This is a genomic window from Paraburkholderia sp. GAS448, assembly GCF_050435685.1.
In the GTDB taxonomy this organism is placed as follows: domain Bacteria; phylum Pseudomonadota; class Gammaproteobacteria; order Burkholderiales; family Burkholderiaceae; genus Paraburkholderia.
The window spans coordinates 78,443-95,295 of record NZ_JBNDKT010000023.1 but is presented as its reverse complement, the minus strand read 5'-3'; the positions used below and the strand labels follow the sequence as shown (position 1 = coordinate 95,295).

The window sequence follows — 16,853 nt, the reverse complement described above, 5'->3', positions numbered from 1 at the left end:
GACCCGCGCCAGTAGGCGTGGGGAGAGCGCCGGCGCGGCGCAGTAGCGCCGGGACGATCCGGTACAGCGCAAGCGAACCGCGGCCGGGGTCGTCAAGCAGCCGGAGGCTGCGTGTTTCCTCCACGGCGAAGCCGTGGGGGCTGGATCCTGGATCGGCTTGCGGACCGCTGAGGCCGGCGCTGTCGTACGATCCCTGATACGGATTGAATCAACAGGACCTGACACGGAAGGCAGAACGATCTACGCTCGCGCCGACGAACTGAAACGTCTCAAGGCACACATGGTTGTGACCTGGCGCGAACGGCAGCAAGGAACTGGCGTTGGGTACAGTAGCGAATATTTCCGCGGGATCGTTTCCGGGCTTGCATTGGCCGATGCCCTCGAAGCAACAGTGTCGTTCAGCATCGCCGCTTTTATTACCGAACGCGGGTACGAGGCCGAAGCCTCCTACTTCGGACCATCAAGGTAACACCATGAACATTCCGCCCCGCGCGAAAACGCACCGGATTACGAGCGACGTGCCCGGGCACCTCCTCGAGGCGTTCCGGCACACCATCACGGAGTCTTTTGCGAACGCGCACGGCGGACAGACGCCAGCGCAGCGCCCAGCGGAGATCCGCGTTGGCGATCGTGACCGCGGCCTCGATTCGCTCCTGCAGCTCGTTGACGTGGCCGAAGGCGCCACCGAACAGGCGGAGACCGTCGCCGAATTTCTCGCGGGCCTGTACAACGGCACCGATTACCGTTTCGACCTCACGGCGCTGCGGGCGCTGGACTACGATCTGTTCGAGCACTGTCTCGCCGTGCTGCGACTCGACCACCGCCCGACTGTTGAAGTGCACGGCTATTTTCCTGGCGGTGAGCAGCGCTGGCAGCAGATAATCACGCGCTGGAATCTGGACAAACGTCCCGCGCCGGAGCCGGCGCCGGTTCATGGCGAACGCTATCAGGCCCGCTATGTGACGAATCAGGAAGCACCAGGTTATCGCGATATGACGCTCGTGGTGGCGATTGACGGGGAGTCTGCACGCCAGCTGCCGATCGAACTACACTTTTCAGCTGGCGACTCGGAGCGTATGGCCGCGATCTTATCGACCTGCATCGCGAGGCGTGGCGGCCGCGTGAGTGGCCCGAAGGGCCACTCGACATGAAGGAAGGCGAGCTCCGGCCGCAGTGGCTTTAGATTCCGGGCGCACGCCTTATGCGCCAGTAGTTGAGACGAACGTAAGAGTACCAAGGGAAAAGCATATGGCAGTTGATACAACCACGACAATCCGACGCGAATGCTTGCAGCCCGCGATCTATTGGGCCAAACCGACCGGGGCTGAAATCCAGGAGGTAGTCCGGCTGGCCGGTTTTACCGGACGTAGTGCAGCGGAATTTCTGGACCTCGCTGACAAGAGCGGGCGGCAGATACGTCGTTGGATCAGCGGCGAAAATGAAATCCCCTATTCCGCATGGGCGCTACTCTGCCATGCCGCCGGATTTGGCCACATCTGGGAGACAGAAGAATAGCCTCGATACGCTGATGATTCGCAATCCTGCGGTTCCTGTATCACGCCGGGGTCGCGACCGATGGGGGTGCCCCTCAAGATTCGGACATTTACGTGCGCGAGGCTGGGGCCATCCCAGTATTTCCGAATCTTCAGATGCCGTCTTCCCTGACGGCCTCCCCGAGTGTGTCACGTAACAAAACGAAAAAAGATAAAGCGATGCCTTGTCGGGCTGCAATCGGCTTTGCGCCGTGAGCGATCCTCTCCGAGGAACGACACCGGGCTGGGACCCGCCCCCTGCAACCATCTGCCCGGATGAGTACATGCCGTGCAAGGCAGCTTGTGCATATTTACGTTACGCGTAACGAAATACCACATTTATCGTTATGAATAACGTAAAATAGATGTGGTCAACCGCACCAGGATGGATCATGCCCTCACCGGCAAACGACAAGGTAACTGGCACGACTGAAAAGCGTGGCCGCGGCCGGCCACGGAAGCCGGATGCAATGTCAAACGCCGAACGTCAGGCAGCGTGGCGAGCCCGACATGGCGCGCGCACAAAATCCGTTACTGTAACGAAAAATATCCCTCCGCCTGCCGACGCCCATGACGCCCTGATGCGGGAGTGCGAGCAGCTGCGTGGTGAACTGGTACAGGCGCGGCGCGAGCTTGAGACTGTGTCACGGGCGAAGCCGTCCGCCCGGGCCCCTTCCGATGCGGCGGCGGTCCTCGGACGGCTTCCGCGTCAGGAAGACGCCGATTCTGGCGAGCGGCGTCTGAACCTGACGATGACTGGCACCCAGTTTTTCGCGCTGGAGCGGCTGGTCGCGCACTTCGGCCTGTCCCGGCGCGCGGTGATCGAGCGCCTGATCGACTGGGCCGACGACACGTTTTCGAGGTCACTTTACGACGACGAAGCCGCATTTAACCGTTACATCGACCGTGACCGTAACGAAAAATAATCCCCCACTGACTGGATCGGCACGAGCCAGTTCAAGATCTTGCAGGACCGGTTCCGCCAGTGGCGGCCATGACTGGCTACGTCCCTGAACGCATGATGTAATCGGTTTTGACAACACACAGGCATCTTGAACGGCGGCACCCAGCGAAGCGTGGCCGGCGGGTTGGTTGATCACACGCCATCGTCCGCTTGCCACCGCCACACGAGATGCTCGTCACGATCCCTTTGCAGCCGCGCGCCGCAATAACCGAGGGTCGGTCAACCACTCATCACGCGTTCCAACCAGGACGAGCGCGAAGTCCGGATGATTGGGATTGAGCAAATAATTGGATTCCGCAGGAACGACCGCACTCGGAACAGCCAGCACTGCGCTGGTTCGCTTCCGCTCCCACGCCGATCCAAGTTGCTGCAGTTCGGCCCGCGCTGAAATGTCCCGCCAGTCGCGAGGCAAACTGGCGGGATCGATACGTTCGACGATTTTCTCCGGGATACTGGCCGGGATCATCACATAGCGGGCGCGCAGCGGTGAATCCTGGACCAACATCTCGAGCAGCGCGAGCGATTGCGTCTGCGCCGTGTACACCATCGCGACGCCTTTGGGGTTCCACCGGCCACCGTACAATCGCGCTCCTTCCCCAGAAAAAGCGGTATCCGCGTATCGTTCGGTCACCACCCGCCACGCCGTGAACATCACGCAAACACGCCATGCTCGATGCGTCCCAGCGTATCCATCACGCTATCGGTGCCAATGTCGGTATCGACAAGGCTTAGTGGCGTGGCGTCTTCCAGGGCAGCAACCGGCATCTTAAGCCAGGCGAGTGCCAGGTCGAGATCGTCAAACACCTCGGCAGCGCGCGCGGCGACACGCGCGAGTCGCAGCAGCTTGGCTGACTCCTCACGGCTCAACACTCCTTCCCGCTTGCGACGCGCCAAGGTACGCTCCGGGATATCGAGCGCCTGCGCCAGTTCTGCTTGCGAAAGTCCGATGGATTTGAGCATCGCGTCCAGCGCCCGCGACGAAATGCCGTGGCGGACGACCTCCACCCATTCAAGGCCGGATCGGGGAGAACGCGGAAATACCGACCGGCCTCCCAGTAATGAATCGGCTGATACCTTCTCGATGACGTTCACGGTTTGACCTCCTGCCATTTGGCATTTATTTTATACCAAAATGGCAGAGACAGTAGTTGCTGCCGGGGCATTGCCGGTCCGGGCCGGGCGGCCGGCTACTTTCAGCGAATGATCGCCCCCAAACCCCCTTTGGGGGGAGATCGACGACCCGCGCAGGCGGGAGTGTGCAAAAGTTGGGGAGGCCGATTTCGTCAGGCCGCCTTGGCGTGCGGCATGGTTGCACGGTCTGTTCTGTTCGTTGGTCGGTGCCGGCCAGGCGATGCTGCGCCGATGCATTTGCCGTGACGCGGGGCGGCTATCTCGAGCGCCGAGATGCGGCGGGGCGAGAATTTCCCGTTCAAAACCGCGACCCTGAACTGGGCCATGCAGTGCGCCCCTTCGTCATTCCAGCGCATCTGTCGCTTCCTGGCCATACGGTGGCTGATGACCTGATTCACCGCGGACTCGGCGATGCTGCTGCTGATCGGCAGGCCCTTGCGACCCCGGGCGCTGTAGTTGACCAACGTGTGCGCGTTGTTCCTCAGGTAGGCAACGCTCCCGTTAGTTTTCTGCTGGTCAGGCGCGCGCTCGGGCTGCCTTGGGTTTGTTGCGCAGGTACACGAAATGGTAGAAGGCAAAGGAAAGGTCCGCGTGGTTGAGCACATCTGCTTCGCCGATGGTGGCTATGTCGAACTTGAGACGTTTGATGGCCAGCTTGCCAGAAGGAGACGCAATGTACGCGCGCATGAAGTCTTTCTTTGCCCGCGCGTCGGCGTGGTCGAAAGCTTCGCGACCAGCGCGAACCTCGTCGGCCAATCGCAGCTTGGCTTCTTCCTCACGAGCGGCACTGTTCGCTTCAATCGCGATTCTCGTGGAGGCTCTGGCAGTCACCTCAGCCTGCTCTTCGGTGGCTTTCTGGGCCAGTACCGTTTTCATCCGGCGCTCAGCCTCTGAAAGCTTGTAGCCCTCAGTGATGGCCTTCATCAGATAGCCCGCAGGACTCTTTGTCACCTTCGCGTCATCAATCTTTGCGCGGGTGTATTCGATTGCATCAAGGATGCGTTCATCGGACCAGATGGCGCGGTTCTGCGAGATGACACTGAACTGTTTTTCGGTGAAGGCGAATTCGTTTTTCAACGTGGTGTAGGTTTCCTTCAACCCAATCAAGCTCGCGCGGACGGTGTCGGCCCCTTCTTTCCTGGAAAGCCTGAAACGTATCCGGTCAATCTTCTTGGACTTCGGGCTTTCGGTGCGCGTCTCGTAGCTGAGCTCGATGTCAGAGACTTCGTTGATTTGCTTTACCGCAGGCTCGAGACTGTCCCGCTTGAAATACTTGAAGACTGTTGCGCTGGAGCCCGCTTTGCCGGGCCAGTTCCGGATCACATCGAGTTCAAACCAATCCGTGATGCCGTCCGTCACGTACGCAATGACGTGGTCATAGATTGCACGTGCGTAAGTGAGGGTGAAGGCCGACGTGATGCGAAGGCTCAACCAGTGCGACTTTTCTGGGTCCTTGATGTGGCGGATGAGCGGTTGTGGGACTTCAAACGTTATGCGTCCCTTGTCGATACCGACAATGCCGAGCAGTTGCACGGATACCCATTTTTCGTTTTCAGGTGACGTGCTACCGTGCGGGGCCGCGGAAACCTGGATGAGTGCCTTCTGTGCTTCGGATACGACTGTTCTCAGATGCTTATAGTTGTAGCTGTCGTAACGCATGAGCCATCTGAAGTAGCTCAGCTCGACGTCGTAATATTTCGGAGTGTTCGGCTCCTGCGCCACAATGAAGTGCGCTGCATCGAGCAGGCGACGCGCCGTGACTCCGACGTCGGTGACATCAACGAAAACGTTGTTCCGCTGATAGCCGATTTCCTTGGTTGATTTATGGATCGGCGTGTCGGACGCCAGCATCTCCTCAAACAGTTCGAGCGACATCTGCCGCGATGTTGCGCTTGTCGATACGGCGGTTGACATCGTGGCCCTCTCTTCTTACTTGTTAGCCGCGGAAACTGTAGCACGCGTAGGTGAGATGTCAAAACAAAAAGGCTCACCATGAAAATACTGTTTCAACAAATCGGCTCACCCACCCTCGCAACTTGATTGCTCAAGAACAGAACCTCCATGGCGTCGGTAAGTTGCTCTGTCTGGGAGGCTCGAGTTGTTTGTTTGTGTTTTTAAAAAGTCTTAGAAAAAACAAACTTACCAACTTACAGGGCCTATCAAACTCGAACAAAAACAACGAATTAGCCCTACAAAGGTGAGTGATTTTGTTTAAAAGGTGAGGCCTTTTGTAGGCAAAGGTGGGTGAAATTCCGCTATGAAAGTGAAGTGTTTACCCGTTCAGGGTGAGATCTTCTACTGCGGGCGGGACGATGGTGAGATGAATTGTTGAAGATCGTCTGATCTGCCGACAAAGCCTGATGTTGCGGGGGGCCTGCGACCTACCCCCGCGACCGTGGTGAGGCTTTTTGTTGGCGACGGTGAACAAATTTGTATTGGCCAGCGCTATCTACGGTGTAACGAGGAGAAGGAGAAAAGCGTTATGGCCTCGCTAGCTAGGGAGTATCTAGGCAGAACCCGACTTTGCCGGCGCGACGGTGAGGAGAATTGTGGCGGGTGCCGAGTTGCGCTCCCGTGATCGCATGGTGAGAAGTTTTGTTGGATCGCTGTCGACGCTGCTCACTCATGGTGAGCGGAGGGCGGACCGACAAAGCGAGCGATGATGGTGAGGAATATTGTGGGGCGCCCGGTTTTGCGCAGTGATTCTCTGCAAGACGGATCGCGCCCGTTTCAAATTGAACCCGCTCGCCTCTTCTCGGTATGTATTCAACAAAACTTCTCACCCACCTTCGTGACCGAACCGTCACTAATCCAACAATTTCCCTCACCATGACCTTTCAAAATTCATTCGGAAAAACATGTGTAGGGCGCCTCACGGGGCCGGCGTTATTCCATATTATGAAATTAGCACGCGTTTTTGGTTGCGGAATAGCCACTTAACGTCGGTTTATAGGAAACAGGGTTAAGTCACGGGCACATTTTTGTATTTTTCTAGTATTCTACGCTTCGTATCGATTTCGGGCTAAACCTTAAAAACCATGTCCAAAGCAGAATTCCCGGCAATTACGCGAAGAGTGACCTTGGGTGAACTTGCGAGTTTCGCGGAGACGCTCAACACGCTCACGGAAGACTTGCGTAATAGTATCCTCACGCCGAAACCGCGAAAATCGGCTCCGTCATTTACTACGGCGGAAGTCGCCGAACTTTGCGGAATGGACCGCACGAAGATTCACTACCAGGCCACAAGGGAAGGAAGCACGCTGCCTGCGGGTGAGGCATCGGGTACTGGTCGTAGCCGCCATTTCACACTGGCCGAGGCGCGGACGTATGTGCAGCAGCTATCCGAAATATATCAGTCCCCGCTAGTCACCGGGTCGCGCGGTGCGGACGGGAAGGTCATCCTCGTCGCCAATTTCAAAGGCGGTTCGACCAAAACGACGACATCAATGTGTCTCGCGCAAGGATTGTCGCTCCGCGGTCGGCGAGTGCTCGCCATCGACTTGGACCCGCAGGCATCACTTTCCGAGCTTTGCGGCCTGTATGCAGAGAAGGAGGTTGATGAAGATTCAACTGTTTTGCCGTTCATCTATGACCAGACGATCGAAGGCGGACTGTCATCATTCATCAAGCAGACCTACTGGGACGGTCTGGACGTCATCGCAGCCCACCCCTCCTTGTTCAGCGCGGAGTTCTACATCCCGTCGATGCTCAAGGCTAAGCCCAGTTTTCAATTCTGGGCAATCCTCCGGGAAGGTCTCGCGTCGCTACGCAGCCAGTACGACTACATCATCCTCGATACGGCGCCTTCATTGTCCTACCTGACGCTCAATGCGTTGATGGCTGCGGATTCGATGGTCATGCCGCTGGTTCCGGAAAGTCTCGACTTCATCAGTTCTGTGTCGTTCTGGGGGCTGTTCTCCGACATCGCGAGTAACTTCATGGAGAGGGAGGCCAACAAGGCGTACGACTTCATTTCGATCATCCTTTCAAAGGTCGATAACAGCCCTACTTCGTCGGCTTCTGTGGTTCGTCCATGGACTCAACGGGCCTATGGCGACTGGCTTACGACAATCGAAATTCCGGCAAGCTCGGCAATGAGTAGCGGCGCGCTTGCATTGTCGACGGTGTTTGACCTGAGCAAAAAGGACGCGAGTTCGAAAACTGTCGAGCGGGTTCGTCAGCCGCTCAGGGAATACTGCAAGTGGATTGACGACATGTATGTCGAACAGTGGAGACTCGGCAAATGAATATCCGTGCTCGAATGGCCGAGCAGACTGCCAATCTGCGCGCTGCTTCAGATATCCCGAAAGACGAAGTTACAGCCTCTAGACAAACGAACGATAAGCCGAAGACCGGGCCGGGGATGGCTGCTGCCCTGGCTGCGGCCAATATCAAAATTCAGGAACTGGAAACGCGCGGCGCGCAATCAGTGCTGCCCGTGTCAGAGATAGTGCCGAACCCTTGGCAGCCCCGGAGGGTCTTCAACGAGGCGAAGTTAGCTGAACTCGCGGAGTCGATTCGCGAGGTTGGGCTGTTACAACCGATCGTCGTTCGTCGAGCAGAGTCTGCCTATCAGATCGTTGCTGGCGAGCGGCGTTGGCGCGCACACAAACTGGTCGGATCTGAGGAGATCAAAGTCCTCGTCGTTGATTGTACGGACCAGGATATGGCGGTGCTGGCGCTGGTGGAAAACATCGGCCGGGATGACCTGGCCGACTATGAGATTTCCATCTCCATTCGCCGTACCGAAAAGGAATTTCCAAATCGCACGCGTTTGGCCGAAGCTGTCGGCATGAGTCGGCGCGGGCTGTATAGATACCTTGCATTCGACAGCCTACCCGCGTTCATCACCAGCGACCTCGATATCAATCCGACGCTTATTGGTGGCAATGCCGCCGATGCGATTGCGAACGTGATCAAGAAGCATGGTGAGAAAGCGGTGGCCGCTGCCCTCGAACTTTGGCCGGACGTCGTATCGGGAAACCTAGACCAAGGTAAGTACGCGCCGGCGATTGCTGCCCTGGTCGGTCGTCGCGCATCTAGCAAGACGGCTCGCGAGCGCTCAATTGAAAAATTTTTTGCGGGGAAAAATCACGCAGGCAGCATTACCAAGGACGTGAACAGCTTCACCGTAAAAATCAAAACGGGTGTCCTGTCAGATGCACAGGAGACCCGGATCCGCCAGGTCATAAGCGAGTTGTTTAATGGCGACCCCTCTTGAGTGGAGGCATTGCCATTAGGTGTGGAGCCCGCCTCGGTGCGGGCTTTTTTTCGGCTGCAAGATTCAGTGTGCGTATACAACAGCCGGCGCACGCGATGCCGATGTGCGCTCACCCGCGTGGTTCCTCGGTGGCAGGCGCGGTTCGCCGTCCACCGGAGGCGCAGGGTGACGAATGGAAGTGTGCTACTAGGCACACTTTTTGGACGAGCCCCGCTTCCGAGGCGACTCACCCGAGTCGAATGAATAGCCTTGAAATCCTTGGGGCCGTACGGCTGGAGTTAGCCCACCCCCGACGGCGCCTCCTTAGCGGCGGGGCGCAGGAAGAGTGTGCTACTAGGCACACTCGCCGGAGGAGGCCCTGCTTGCGAGGGGCCCCGAGTCATGTACCTCGGCGAAAATGCTCCGCGACCGCATGCCATGGGTGGAGTGTCGCGATCCGAACGCTTTTCGGAACGGATTATGGCTGCTACCGCGAGTGCCGATTGGACGGGCAGCACAGGCCACTTGGGGCAGCATATGGGGCCGAGATGTGCCGACAACTGCCCCAGAAGTGTCCACGTCGACCCGCTGGTCAGCTACGCCCCGCCTCGGACCTTACGGCAGCGCACGCGGCCAGTCATGTAGATTTCTCAAAGTTCGAGCCTGCTGGCCAGAATTCGGCCGGATCAGACTGGCGACGCGGCGGCAGCATCCTCCAGCGCCGCATCAAAAAACCGCTCCACCGCCCGGTACTGTCGGGTCGCGTCGCCCTTGGTGTAAAGGGTCGTCGTGCCGAGACTGGCGTGGCCCAGGCCCGTCTGCACGTCCCGCAGGTCGCTGCCGGCGTCGAGCGCGTGGTTCGCATGCGTGTGGCGCAGCCAGTGCGTGCTGGCCCGTTTCAGGTCCGCCGCGGCACCGGGGTAGCTGGGTGCGAGCGCGTCTGCGGCCCGCTTGAAGATGGCCTTGTAGAGCCGCGCGAGCGCGTCGGGCGTCAGGGGCTTGCCGGTTTTCAGGTGGGCGATCAGCGGCGTGGCCGCCGGCGCCGTGTCCAGCGTGCACGGCACCGGCCTGAGCTGCAGACAGGCGGCCAGCTCGTCAATCAGCCGCGGCGGCATCGGCACCCGCCGCTCGCGCCGGCCTTTGCCCATCACCGTCAGGGTCCAGGCGTCCCCCAGCGCGGCGTCGAGCGCCTTGCGCGACAGGGCGCCGGTCGTTGCGCTGGCGAGTTCGGCGCGGCGCAGCCCCGTGGCGTATGCGAAGAGCAGGGCGAAATAGTCGCGCTGCTGGGCCGGCGTGAGGGAAACGCGACTAACCGTCTGCAGCACAAACCGCCACTGGGCGTGCGTGAGCGTGCGCCCGGTCACGTCGACCAGCGGCTTCGCACTGTCCACCTTCTGCAGCCCGTGAAACGGGTTGACCAGCAGGTACTGTTCCTCAACCAGCCAGCTGCACAGGGCCGACAGGATCTTGCGGGCAGTCTCCCGGCTTGCCGGCGGCAGTTTCTTCGCGAACGGCCGCCAGGCCGGGTCGAACCGCTCGGCCTTGCCGTTGCCGATCCACCGCCCGGCCGGCTGCGGGTCGGCCAGAAAGCCGTTGATGTACTCGCGGCAGTCCAGCGTATTGAGCGACGACAGGGGTTTGCGCCGCACGATGATCGCCCACAGCAGCAAGCGCTCGGCTTCGCGCCGGTAGGCGCGGGCCGTGTGCGGGCTGCGCTCGCCGCGAATTGCGATCCACGCGTTGACGGCGTCCAGGTCGGTGGCGAGTTCCGCCTGGTGGGCGGGCACGGGCGCCCGGTTCAGGCCCTGCGATCCATCCAGTTCGGGCGGCACGTGCAGCGACTCCAGTGGCGCAACGTCGGCGCTGACGGCCGGCCGGGTGAGCACCGGATGGCCCACCGCGAACTGCCTGCGCGGCGTGGTCGCAAGCGGGGAGAGGATGCAGTGCAGCGAACGCGCGTGCAGATCCAGCCAGTCGGTGATGCGCTGCGCGCCCTTCGGACCGAGCCTGGGCACGGCGGCGTACCAGCGCTGCCGGCGGCGCTGGATCAGCGCGAGCAGGTCGGCGAGGGTGGTCAGCCCCGCAGCGGCGAGGCGCGCCGCGACCGCCGGCTCGAACCAGCCGTCGAGCGGGTGCTCTGGCGCAGGGTCCTGCACCAGCGCGCGTTCCATGCGCTCGAGCGCTGCGGCCTGGCGGGCGCGCAGCCGCGCATTGCGGGCGATTTTCCGGTCAAGGGCGAGCGAGGGCGGGGGCGGGAAATCCCCCCTGTAGAGCTCGATGAGCTCCGCTTCGCCGTAGACCCCGTCCGGATCGACCTGCGCGCGGTAGTCCTCGAGCGTTGGCACGTCGTCGCGGCCGTGCAGCTCGGCAAGGGGAATGCTGCCGGGTTTCAGGCGCAGCAGGTGCGCCGCCTCGATATCGCGCGCGCGGCGTGCAGCAACAGCAAGCGTGTCGCGCAGCGTCGTGAGCAGCCGGCGCGTCACCCGTACGTCGGTACCGGGCTCGCCATAGGCGGCATGCAGGCCCTCGATCGCGGCGCCTTCGAGCCAGCCGCGGTAGAGCGCGAAGTGCTGGCGCGTGAGGCGGGGCGAGGGCGTTTTCATGACCGGTGCGGCTTCAAGCTTGCGCGGCCGTGGCTTCGCCCGCGGCCGGCGGTGCCATGGATGCAAGCATGCGCTCCATGAACGGCGGCAGCACCCGGCACAGGCCGATCCGCTCGTTCATTTCGGCGCGATACCCGTCAAGCTTCGCCGGGTCGAAGTGCCCGCCGAGATAGACCGTACCCGGCTCTTCGAGCGAAACCCGGCTGGCGATCGTCAAGGTGCCGCAATGACTGAAGGCGTTGTAGTGATTCTTGGCGAGGTGAAGGCGCTTGACCGCATCGGCGTTCACACCCAGCGCGCCGGCGTTCCACTCCAGTTGCCTGAGCGCGAGATATCCCTGGGTGTTCTTGTCCTCGCCCTGCACCATTTGCCAGTACCGCCCCATGACCGCTCGCCGTTTCGTTGTCTTCTCCTTGATGATCAGCCGGTCGTCGGTCGAACACAGGAAAGCCATCGCGATTCCCTCGACCGCCTGACGCATCTGATTGCCCGCGGCGGGCAGCTTGCCGGTCAGCAGGAGTTTCGTGGACACCACGATGTCGTCGAGCACTCCGAAGACGAACGCCGCGACGAGCGCGGTGCGCATCGTCTCTGCTTTGTTGGCTGCTTCATTGAGAGCAGGCAGCAGGCGAAAACAGGTGGCGAGCGCCTCGCACAGCGCGGGAAGCGCTTCCTCAACATGGGCGGCGAATTGATCCTTGACCCATCGATTGTCATCGAACAGCTCGCGCCGGATGGCCTCGGGGTCAGTTGGATCGATCATCGGTGGCGGCATCATCACGCTCTCCTGTCCGCATAGGGGCCCGCCAAGCCTTGCCGGACGGGGATTCCCACGAAGCGTAACGGAGCGCACAAAATCTGCCAAGCAAAATCGCTATTCGTGATAACTCCAGTTATCAGATGTCGCGATTTTTCTGCATGGCGCCAGAAAGGGGTAGTCGTACTTTTCGTGCATTTTCTGGCAGTTTGCGATCTATGGCGGGCTCTTGATGAGCGGCGCCGCCGGACAGCCGACTATCCAGGCGGATGCCGTGTTCGCGCTTTCGAATCCAGCGCCGCGCGTGCTTTCGGACCCCGTCTATCGACAAACAGGCGAACAACCCGCTGGAGCGAGCGTGGGCGTAAGCCAGACAAGAGCGCGTGGTTTTGCAAAGCAGTGCTCCCTTATGAGTCCCCTTGTGACGTCAGACCACGGGCGCTGCCCCTCTTGTCGGTTGTTTTTTATACATGAACGGATATAATCCGGACAAATGCCGCTAGCGCCCCTCGAAACCCGGGAGCGCAAAATGTCGTTGACGGCGCGGTACGACTAGGCGGGAGATGACGATGCAACGCAGAGAGACGCACGGCGGCACAGACAATGTGCTAACTACCCCCGGCCTTAACGATGCGGGGGATCTGTCGGCAAAGACCATCCTTGCTGTCAAGTTGAACGCGTTGATTGAAGAGCGCGGCCTCAGCCAGATGAAAGTTGCCGAAATTACCGGGATGACGCAACCGAAGATATCGCAGGTTCGTCGTTATAAGCTGCAGAACATTTCGCTCGAGCGCCTGATGCAGGCGCTGGTATCGCTCGGTCAGCATGTTGAGATCGTCGTCAGGCCTGCAAGGAAGACCAGCCGCGCTTCGATCACTGTCGCAGCTTAGACGGACCCGCAGTACACACATGAAACTGATATTGGGCAAGGTAAGCATATGTCGCGAGCAGACCTACTCGTAAGCCTGGTCAAGGCAGGAAGCCAGGGCGACCAGCAACTGCTGCGCACGACCGTCGAAGCAATGGCGGCTGAAGAGCGCGCCAAGCATCACCATCAACTGGCCGACAAGCTAGTCGAGAACTTGGGGTCGGCCAAGTCGGGCCCGCGCTCGGTCGAGGTTGTGCGCTCTTTCGATGGCGGACACGGTGGCCTGCTGTATGAAGTTGAGCCAAGGAGAACTTTGGATTCGCTATTGCTCAATGAAACCGTACTCACTGCATGTCGCGAGCTGGTCGAGGAGCAGCATCGGAAGGACTTGCTGCGCTCCTACGGAGTAGAGCCTCGGCATCGAGTACTGTTGTCCGGCGCGCCGGGTAACGGCAAGACTTCGTTGGCTGAAGCGCTTGCCGCCGAACTGATGGTGCCGTTGTTCGTCGTGCGCTACGAGGCGGTGATCGGCAGCTTCCTTGGCGAGACTAGCGGCCGCTTGAAGCGGCTCTTTGACTTCGTGCGCACGCACCAGTGTGTGCTGTTCTTCGACGAGTTCGATACCCTTGGGAAGGAGCGAGGGGATACGCATGAAACCGGCGAGATCAAGCGCGTGGTCAGCTCTCTGCTGCTGCAGATCGATGCACTGCCCAGCCATGTAGTCGTGGTGACCGCCACGAACCACGCTGAACTGCTGGATCGTGCCGTGTGGCGCCGTTTCCAGTTGCGCCTCGCGCTGCCGGAGCCCACCGTGGCGCAAAAAGAAGAATGGTTCGTGCGTCTGCAAAAGCGACTGGACGCCCCGCTGGGCATAACGCCGAAGACCTTGGCCTCGAAGCTCACGGCGTCAAGCTTCTCCGACCTTGAGCAGTTCTGCGAAGACATACAGCGCCGCTACGTTCTGGCGCTTCCTGCCGCCAATCTTAAACGCATCATTGTTGAACGCCTCAAACAGTGGCAGACGCGATTCACGATCGACCAATAACAAGAACGGGCAACGCTGACTAATGGCGAATGAAAACTATCCTCTTCTTTTTTTCTCCGTGCCGACTGAAACCGGTCGGGACTCGCTAGCGGGGCGTAGTGGTCCAGTTCACTTCCCTGGAATCGGACGTCAGAGAGCGCGTATAGCCCCACAACTCGCAGTACTGCAACAAGCCTTCGAGGCCAAACGCCTCAGGCTGCAGCAGGCCGCGCCGATGGAGAACCCCGAACTGATCCTCGTGGTAGAAGTTGCAGGCACGGTACAGAACTTCGCCAATGCCGTCAGCAAGGTACCTGGTCTGGATTGGCTGCACGAATGGGCCGAGGAGCAGATCGAACCCGACGAGGATTTCTATGCCGAAAGCAGGGAGCATCAACATAAGCCTTACGCCGGGCGTCTCTTCCTGCTCGGAACCAATCAGGAAGCGCTGACACAACTGTTGGCCCTGTGGAATCGCCACCAACAGAATCCCGATGAGCCGTTCGCCCGAGGCTTGGCACCATTCAAGCACGTCTTTGAGCAGTTGCGCACCATTCGTCATTGGAGCATCGCCGATCGCGTCGATGCCGACATGCGCCGATATTGGCAGGATGGCATCGACAATGGCACGGCCGCCATACGGTTCGAGATTGAAGCCTGGCACTTCAGCGTGCCGCAGAAAAATGAGACAGCGAGCGTCGAGGTGCAAGCACTGGTCCAGCGACTGAATGGTCGTGTCCTAAGCCGTGCGTTGATCCCCGAAATTGCTTACCACGGCTTTCTGGTTGAGCTGCCTGCGGCAGCTATTGCGACCATCCTGGCGGGAGAATCGCCGGAACTTGTGCTATCGGACCGCATCATGTTCTTCCGGCCTAAGGCGCAGTCGGTCACCGACGGTGTGAGCGAGGCTCAACTCATCACGCAGGCAGAGATACCCGCCGGGGCAGGCAAGGATCCGTTGATCGCACTGTTGGATGGCTTGCCACTCAGCAATCACGCTTTGTTGGCAGGCCGCCTCGTGGTCGATGATCCGGATGGCTGGGAGGCCGAATACGAAGCCAAGGACCGCGTGCATGGCACCTCCATGGCATCACTGATCCTGCACGGTGAGTTGGATGGACCTCCCGCGCCGCTGGATCGGAAACTGTATGTCCGTCCTATTCTGCGGCCGGACCCTCTGGACACCTTCAACCCGCGCCGTCGCGAGCACACGCCGGACGATGAACTGCTGATCGATCTGATCCATCGTGCGGTAAGACGGATTTGCGAAGGGGAAGCTGGCGAGGCAGCTGTGGCACCGACAGTACGGATCATCAATCTTTCCGTCGGCGACGACACTCGATTGTTTGTGCGGGAGATGTCGCCTTGGGCGCGCCTGCTCGATTGGCTCGCTTTTCGGTATTCCCTGCTGTTCATTGTCAGCGCCGGTAATGACCTGCGCCCACTCACACTGCAGACCCCTAGCGACACCTTGCCCGGCATGACGCCGATTGAACGTGCCGGCTTGGCCTTCACGGCGCTGACCGCCGAGAGTATGGACCGCCGACTCATCGCGCCGGCGGAGGCCATGAACGTGCTGACTGTCGGCGCCCTGCATGCAGATCACGCGCAGCCTCCCGTGGTACCAGGCCGTCTCGACTTGTTCGCCATCGGAGGGATTAGCCCGCTCTCCCGTGTGGGTCACGGCTATCGCCGTTCTGTCAAACCCGACATCCTGATGCCCGGCGGCCGCGTGCTCCATCGCGAACGTATGTTGGCGCGTGGGCCGGTAAGCGTGCTCGATTCGATTACGGCTAGCGCTGCACCTGGCCATCGTGCAGCCGTACCGCCGCTGCCCGGGCAAACCCTCAACGAGACAGCCTACAGTCGCGGTACCAGCAATGCCGCTGCGCTGGCCAGCCGCGCAGCGGCGCACGCGTACGACGTGATCGAATCGCTGCGTGTGCAAGTCGCCGATGCTCCAGCCGCCAAGTTCGATGCGGTCTTACTCAAGGCCCTGCTGGTACATGGTGCGCAATGGGGCGAATGGTCAGACAGGCTCCTGGCCCAACGCCCGGACTTCCATCTCATTCAGAATGCAATTACGAGGCGGATAGCCGAGAAAGACTTCGTCACCCGTTGGCTCGGGTATGGCGTGGTCGATGTGGATCGAGCCGTGACCTGCACGGCTGAACGAGCGACGCTGCTTGGTGTCGGTGAATTGGGCGCCGACGAAGCGTTTGTCTTCTCTGCACCGCTGCCACCCAGTCTTGCTGGTAAAAGGGCATGGCGGCGGATGACGCTCACTCTGGCCTGGATGTCTCCAATCAACTTCGCCCATCAAAGCTATCGCCGCGCCAAGCTATGGGTAACACCGCCGCAGGAGCAGTTGCGCATCAAGCGCCTCAATAGCGCCCACGAAAAGGCAGTTATGCGCGGCACGGTACAGCACGAGATTCTGGAAGGTGAAGACGCCGTGGCGTTCGTGGATGGCGACCGGTTCGTGTGCAAGGTGAACTGTGCTGCAGATGCTGGCGAGCTGGCCGGCAAGGTGAAGTTCGCCCTGTGCGTCTCGCTGGAGGTCGGCGTGGGCTCAGGAATCGCTGTCTATCAGGAAATACGCGCTCGCATAATGCCAGCTATTGGCATCCAGCCCGTGTAGCGCGAATTGCCTGTTGAACTGCCATCAAGGAGCAATTGCATGCCGTCCGTGACACTGTCGAACGGCCATATTGGGGTAGTGACCACGCCTTATCGACGCTCAAGCACCATCTTTGGTTACAGAACACACCCAT

General features: G+C 60.1%; 13 protein-coding genes and 1 pseudogene. 8 read left to right on the top strand and 6 right to left on the bottom strand.

Going from position 1 to position 16,853, the window contains the following annotated elements; translation table 11 throughout:
• The first annotated feature begins 374 nt into the window (after positions 1 to 374).
• The 3 genes and pseudogenes from P3T23_RS32095 (at position 375) to P3T23_RS32085 (ending at position 2,458) form a co-directional block, all read left to right on the top strand.
• A pseudogene (locus P3T23_RS32095) lies at positions 375 to 1,183 on the top strand (DUF7673 family protein).
• Positions 1,184 to 1,248: 65 nt separating this feature from the next.
• Positions 1,249 to 1,515, top strand: coding sequence for a hypothetical protein (locus P3T23_RS32090; RefSeq protein WP_007731376.1), 267 nt, complete (start codon positions 1,249 to 1,251; stop codon positions 1,513 to 1,515).
• Positions 1,516 to 2,113: 598 nt separating this feature from the next.
• On the top strand, positions 2,114 to 2,458 hold the full coding sequence (locus tag P3T23_RS32085; protein ID WP_429320097.1) for a hypothetical protein: 345 nt from the start codon (positions 2,114 to 2,116) through the stop codon (positions 2,456 to 2,458).
• 213 nt (positions 2,459 to 2,671) lie between these two features.
• Here P3T23_RS32085 and P3T23_RS32080 read toward each other — a convergent pair whose 3' ends face one another.
• The 4 genes from P3T23_RS32080 to P3T23_RS32065 all read right to left on the bottom strand — a co-directional run bounded on the left by P3T23_RS32080 (position 2,672) and on the right by P3T23_RS32065 (position 5,541).
• Entirely contained in the window at positions 2,672 to 3,148 is a 477-nt protein-coding gene (locus P3T23_RS32080; protein ID WP_172315271.1) for an RES family NAD+ phosphorylase, read from the bottom strand.
• Positions 3,148 to 3,588 (bottom strand): type II RES/Xre toxin-antitoxin system antitoxin, encoded by a 441-nt coding sequence (parS, locus tag P3T23_RS32075; protein ID WP_007731380.1) that lies wholly within the window; start codon positions 3,586 to 3,588, stop codon positions 3,148 to 3,150. Before parS ends, P3T23_RS32080 begins: the two co-directional genes overlap by 1 nt.
• Before the next feature lie 191 nt (positions 3,589 to 3,779).
• A complete protein-coding gene (locus tag P3T23_RS32070) occupies positions 3,780 to 4,091 on the bottom strand; it encodes a hypothetical protein (protein WP_429320096.1) in 312 nt (103 codons plus the stop codon).
• 52 nt (positions 4,092 to 4,143) lie between these two features.
• Complete coding sequence (locus P3T23_RS32065; RefSeq protein WP_429320095.1) at positions 4,144 to 5,541, bottom strand: replication initiation protein; 1,398 nt, start codon at positions 5,539 to 5,541, stop codon at positions 4,144 to 4,146.
• Between the two features lie 1,124 nt (positions 5,542 to 6,665).
• Between P3T23_RS32065 and P3T23_RS32060 the strand changes: the two genes are divergently transcribed.
• Both P3T23_RS32060 and P3T23_RS32055 read left to right on the top strand, forming a co-directional pair.
• Complete coding sequence (locus tag P3T23_RS32060; RefSeq protein WP_429320094.1) at positions 6,666 to 7,874, top strand: ParA family protein; 1,209 nt, start codon at positions 6,666 to 6,668, stop codon at positions 7,872 to 7,874.
• Complete coding sequence (locus P3T23_RS32055) at positions 7,871 to 8,848, top strand: ParB/RepB/Spo0J family partition protein (protein ID WP_233465000.1); 978 nt, start codon at positions 7,871 to 7,873, stop codon at positions 8,846 to 8,848. Before P3T23_RS32060 ends, P3T23_RS32055 begins: the two co-directional genes overlap by 4 nt.
• A gap of 665 nt (positions 8,849 to 9,513) precedes the next feature.
• Here P3T23_RS32055 and P3T23_RS32050 read toward each other — a convergent pair.
• Both P3T23_RS32050 and P3T23_RS32045 read right to left on the bottom strand, forming a co-directional pair.
• Positions 9,514 to 11,430, bottom strand: a complete 1,917-nt coding sequence (locus P3T23_RS32050) for a phage integrase family protein (protein WP_429320093.1) — start codon at positions 11,428 to 11,430, stop codon at positions 9,514 to 9,516.
• Positions 11,431 to 11,443: 13 nt separating this feature from the next.
• Positions 11,444 to 12,208, bottom strand: coding sequence for a hypothetical protein (locus P3T23_RS32045; RefSeq protein WP_429320092.1), 765 nt, complete (start codon positions 12,206 to 12,208; stop codon positions 11,444 to 11,446).
• A 548-nt stretch (positions 12,209 to 12,756) separates the two neighbouring features.
• Between P3T23_RS32045 and P3T23_RS32040 the strand changes: the two genes are divergently transcribed.
• From P3T23_RS32040 to P3T23_RS32030, 3 genes are all read left to right on the top strand, one after another.
• Complete coding sequence (locus tag P3T23_RS32040; protein WP_429320091.1) at positions 12,757 to 13,077, top strand: helix-turn-helix domain-containing protein; 321 nt, start codon at positions 12,757 to 12,759, stop codon at positions 13,075 to 13,077.
• Positions 13,078 to 13,125: 48 nt separating this feature from the next.
• Positions 13,126 to 14,100 (top strand): AAA family ATPase, encoded by a 975-nt coding sequence (locus P3T23_RS32035; protein WP_429320090.1) that lies wholly within the window; start codon positions 13,126 to 13,128, stop codon positions 14,098 to 14,100.
• 214 nt (positions 14,101 to 14,314) lie between these two features.
• Positions 14,315 to 16,720: a S8 family peptidase gene (locus tag P3T23_RS32030; protein ID WP_429320089.1), complete on the top strand. Its 2,406-nt coding sequence runs from the start codon at positions 14,315 to 14,317 to the stop codon at positions 16,718 to 16,720.
• Positions 16,721 to 16,853 lie beyond the last annotated feature (133 nt).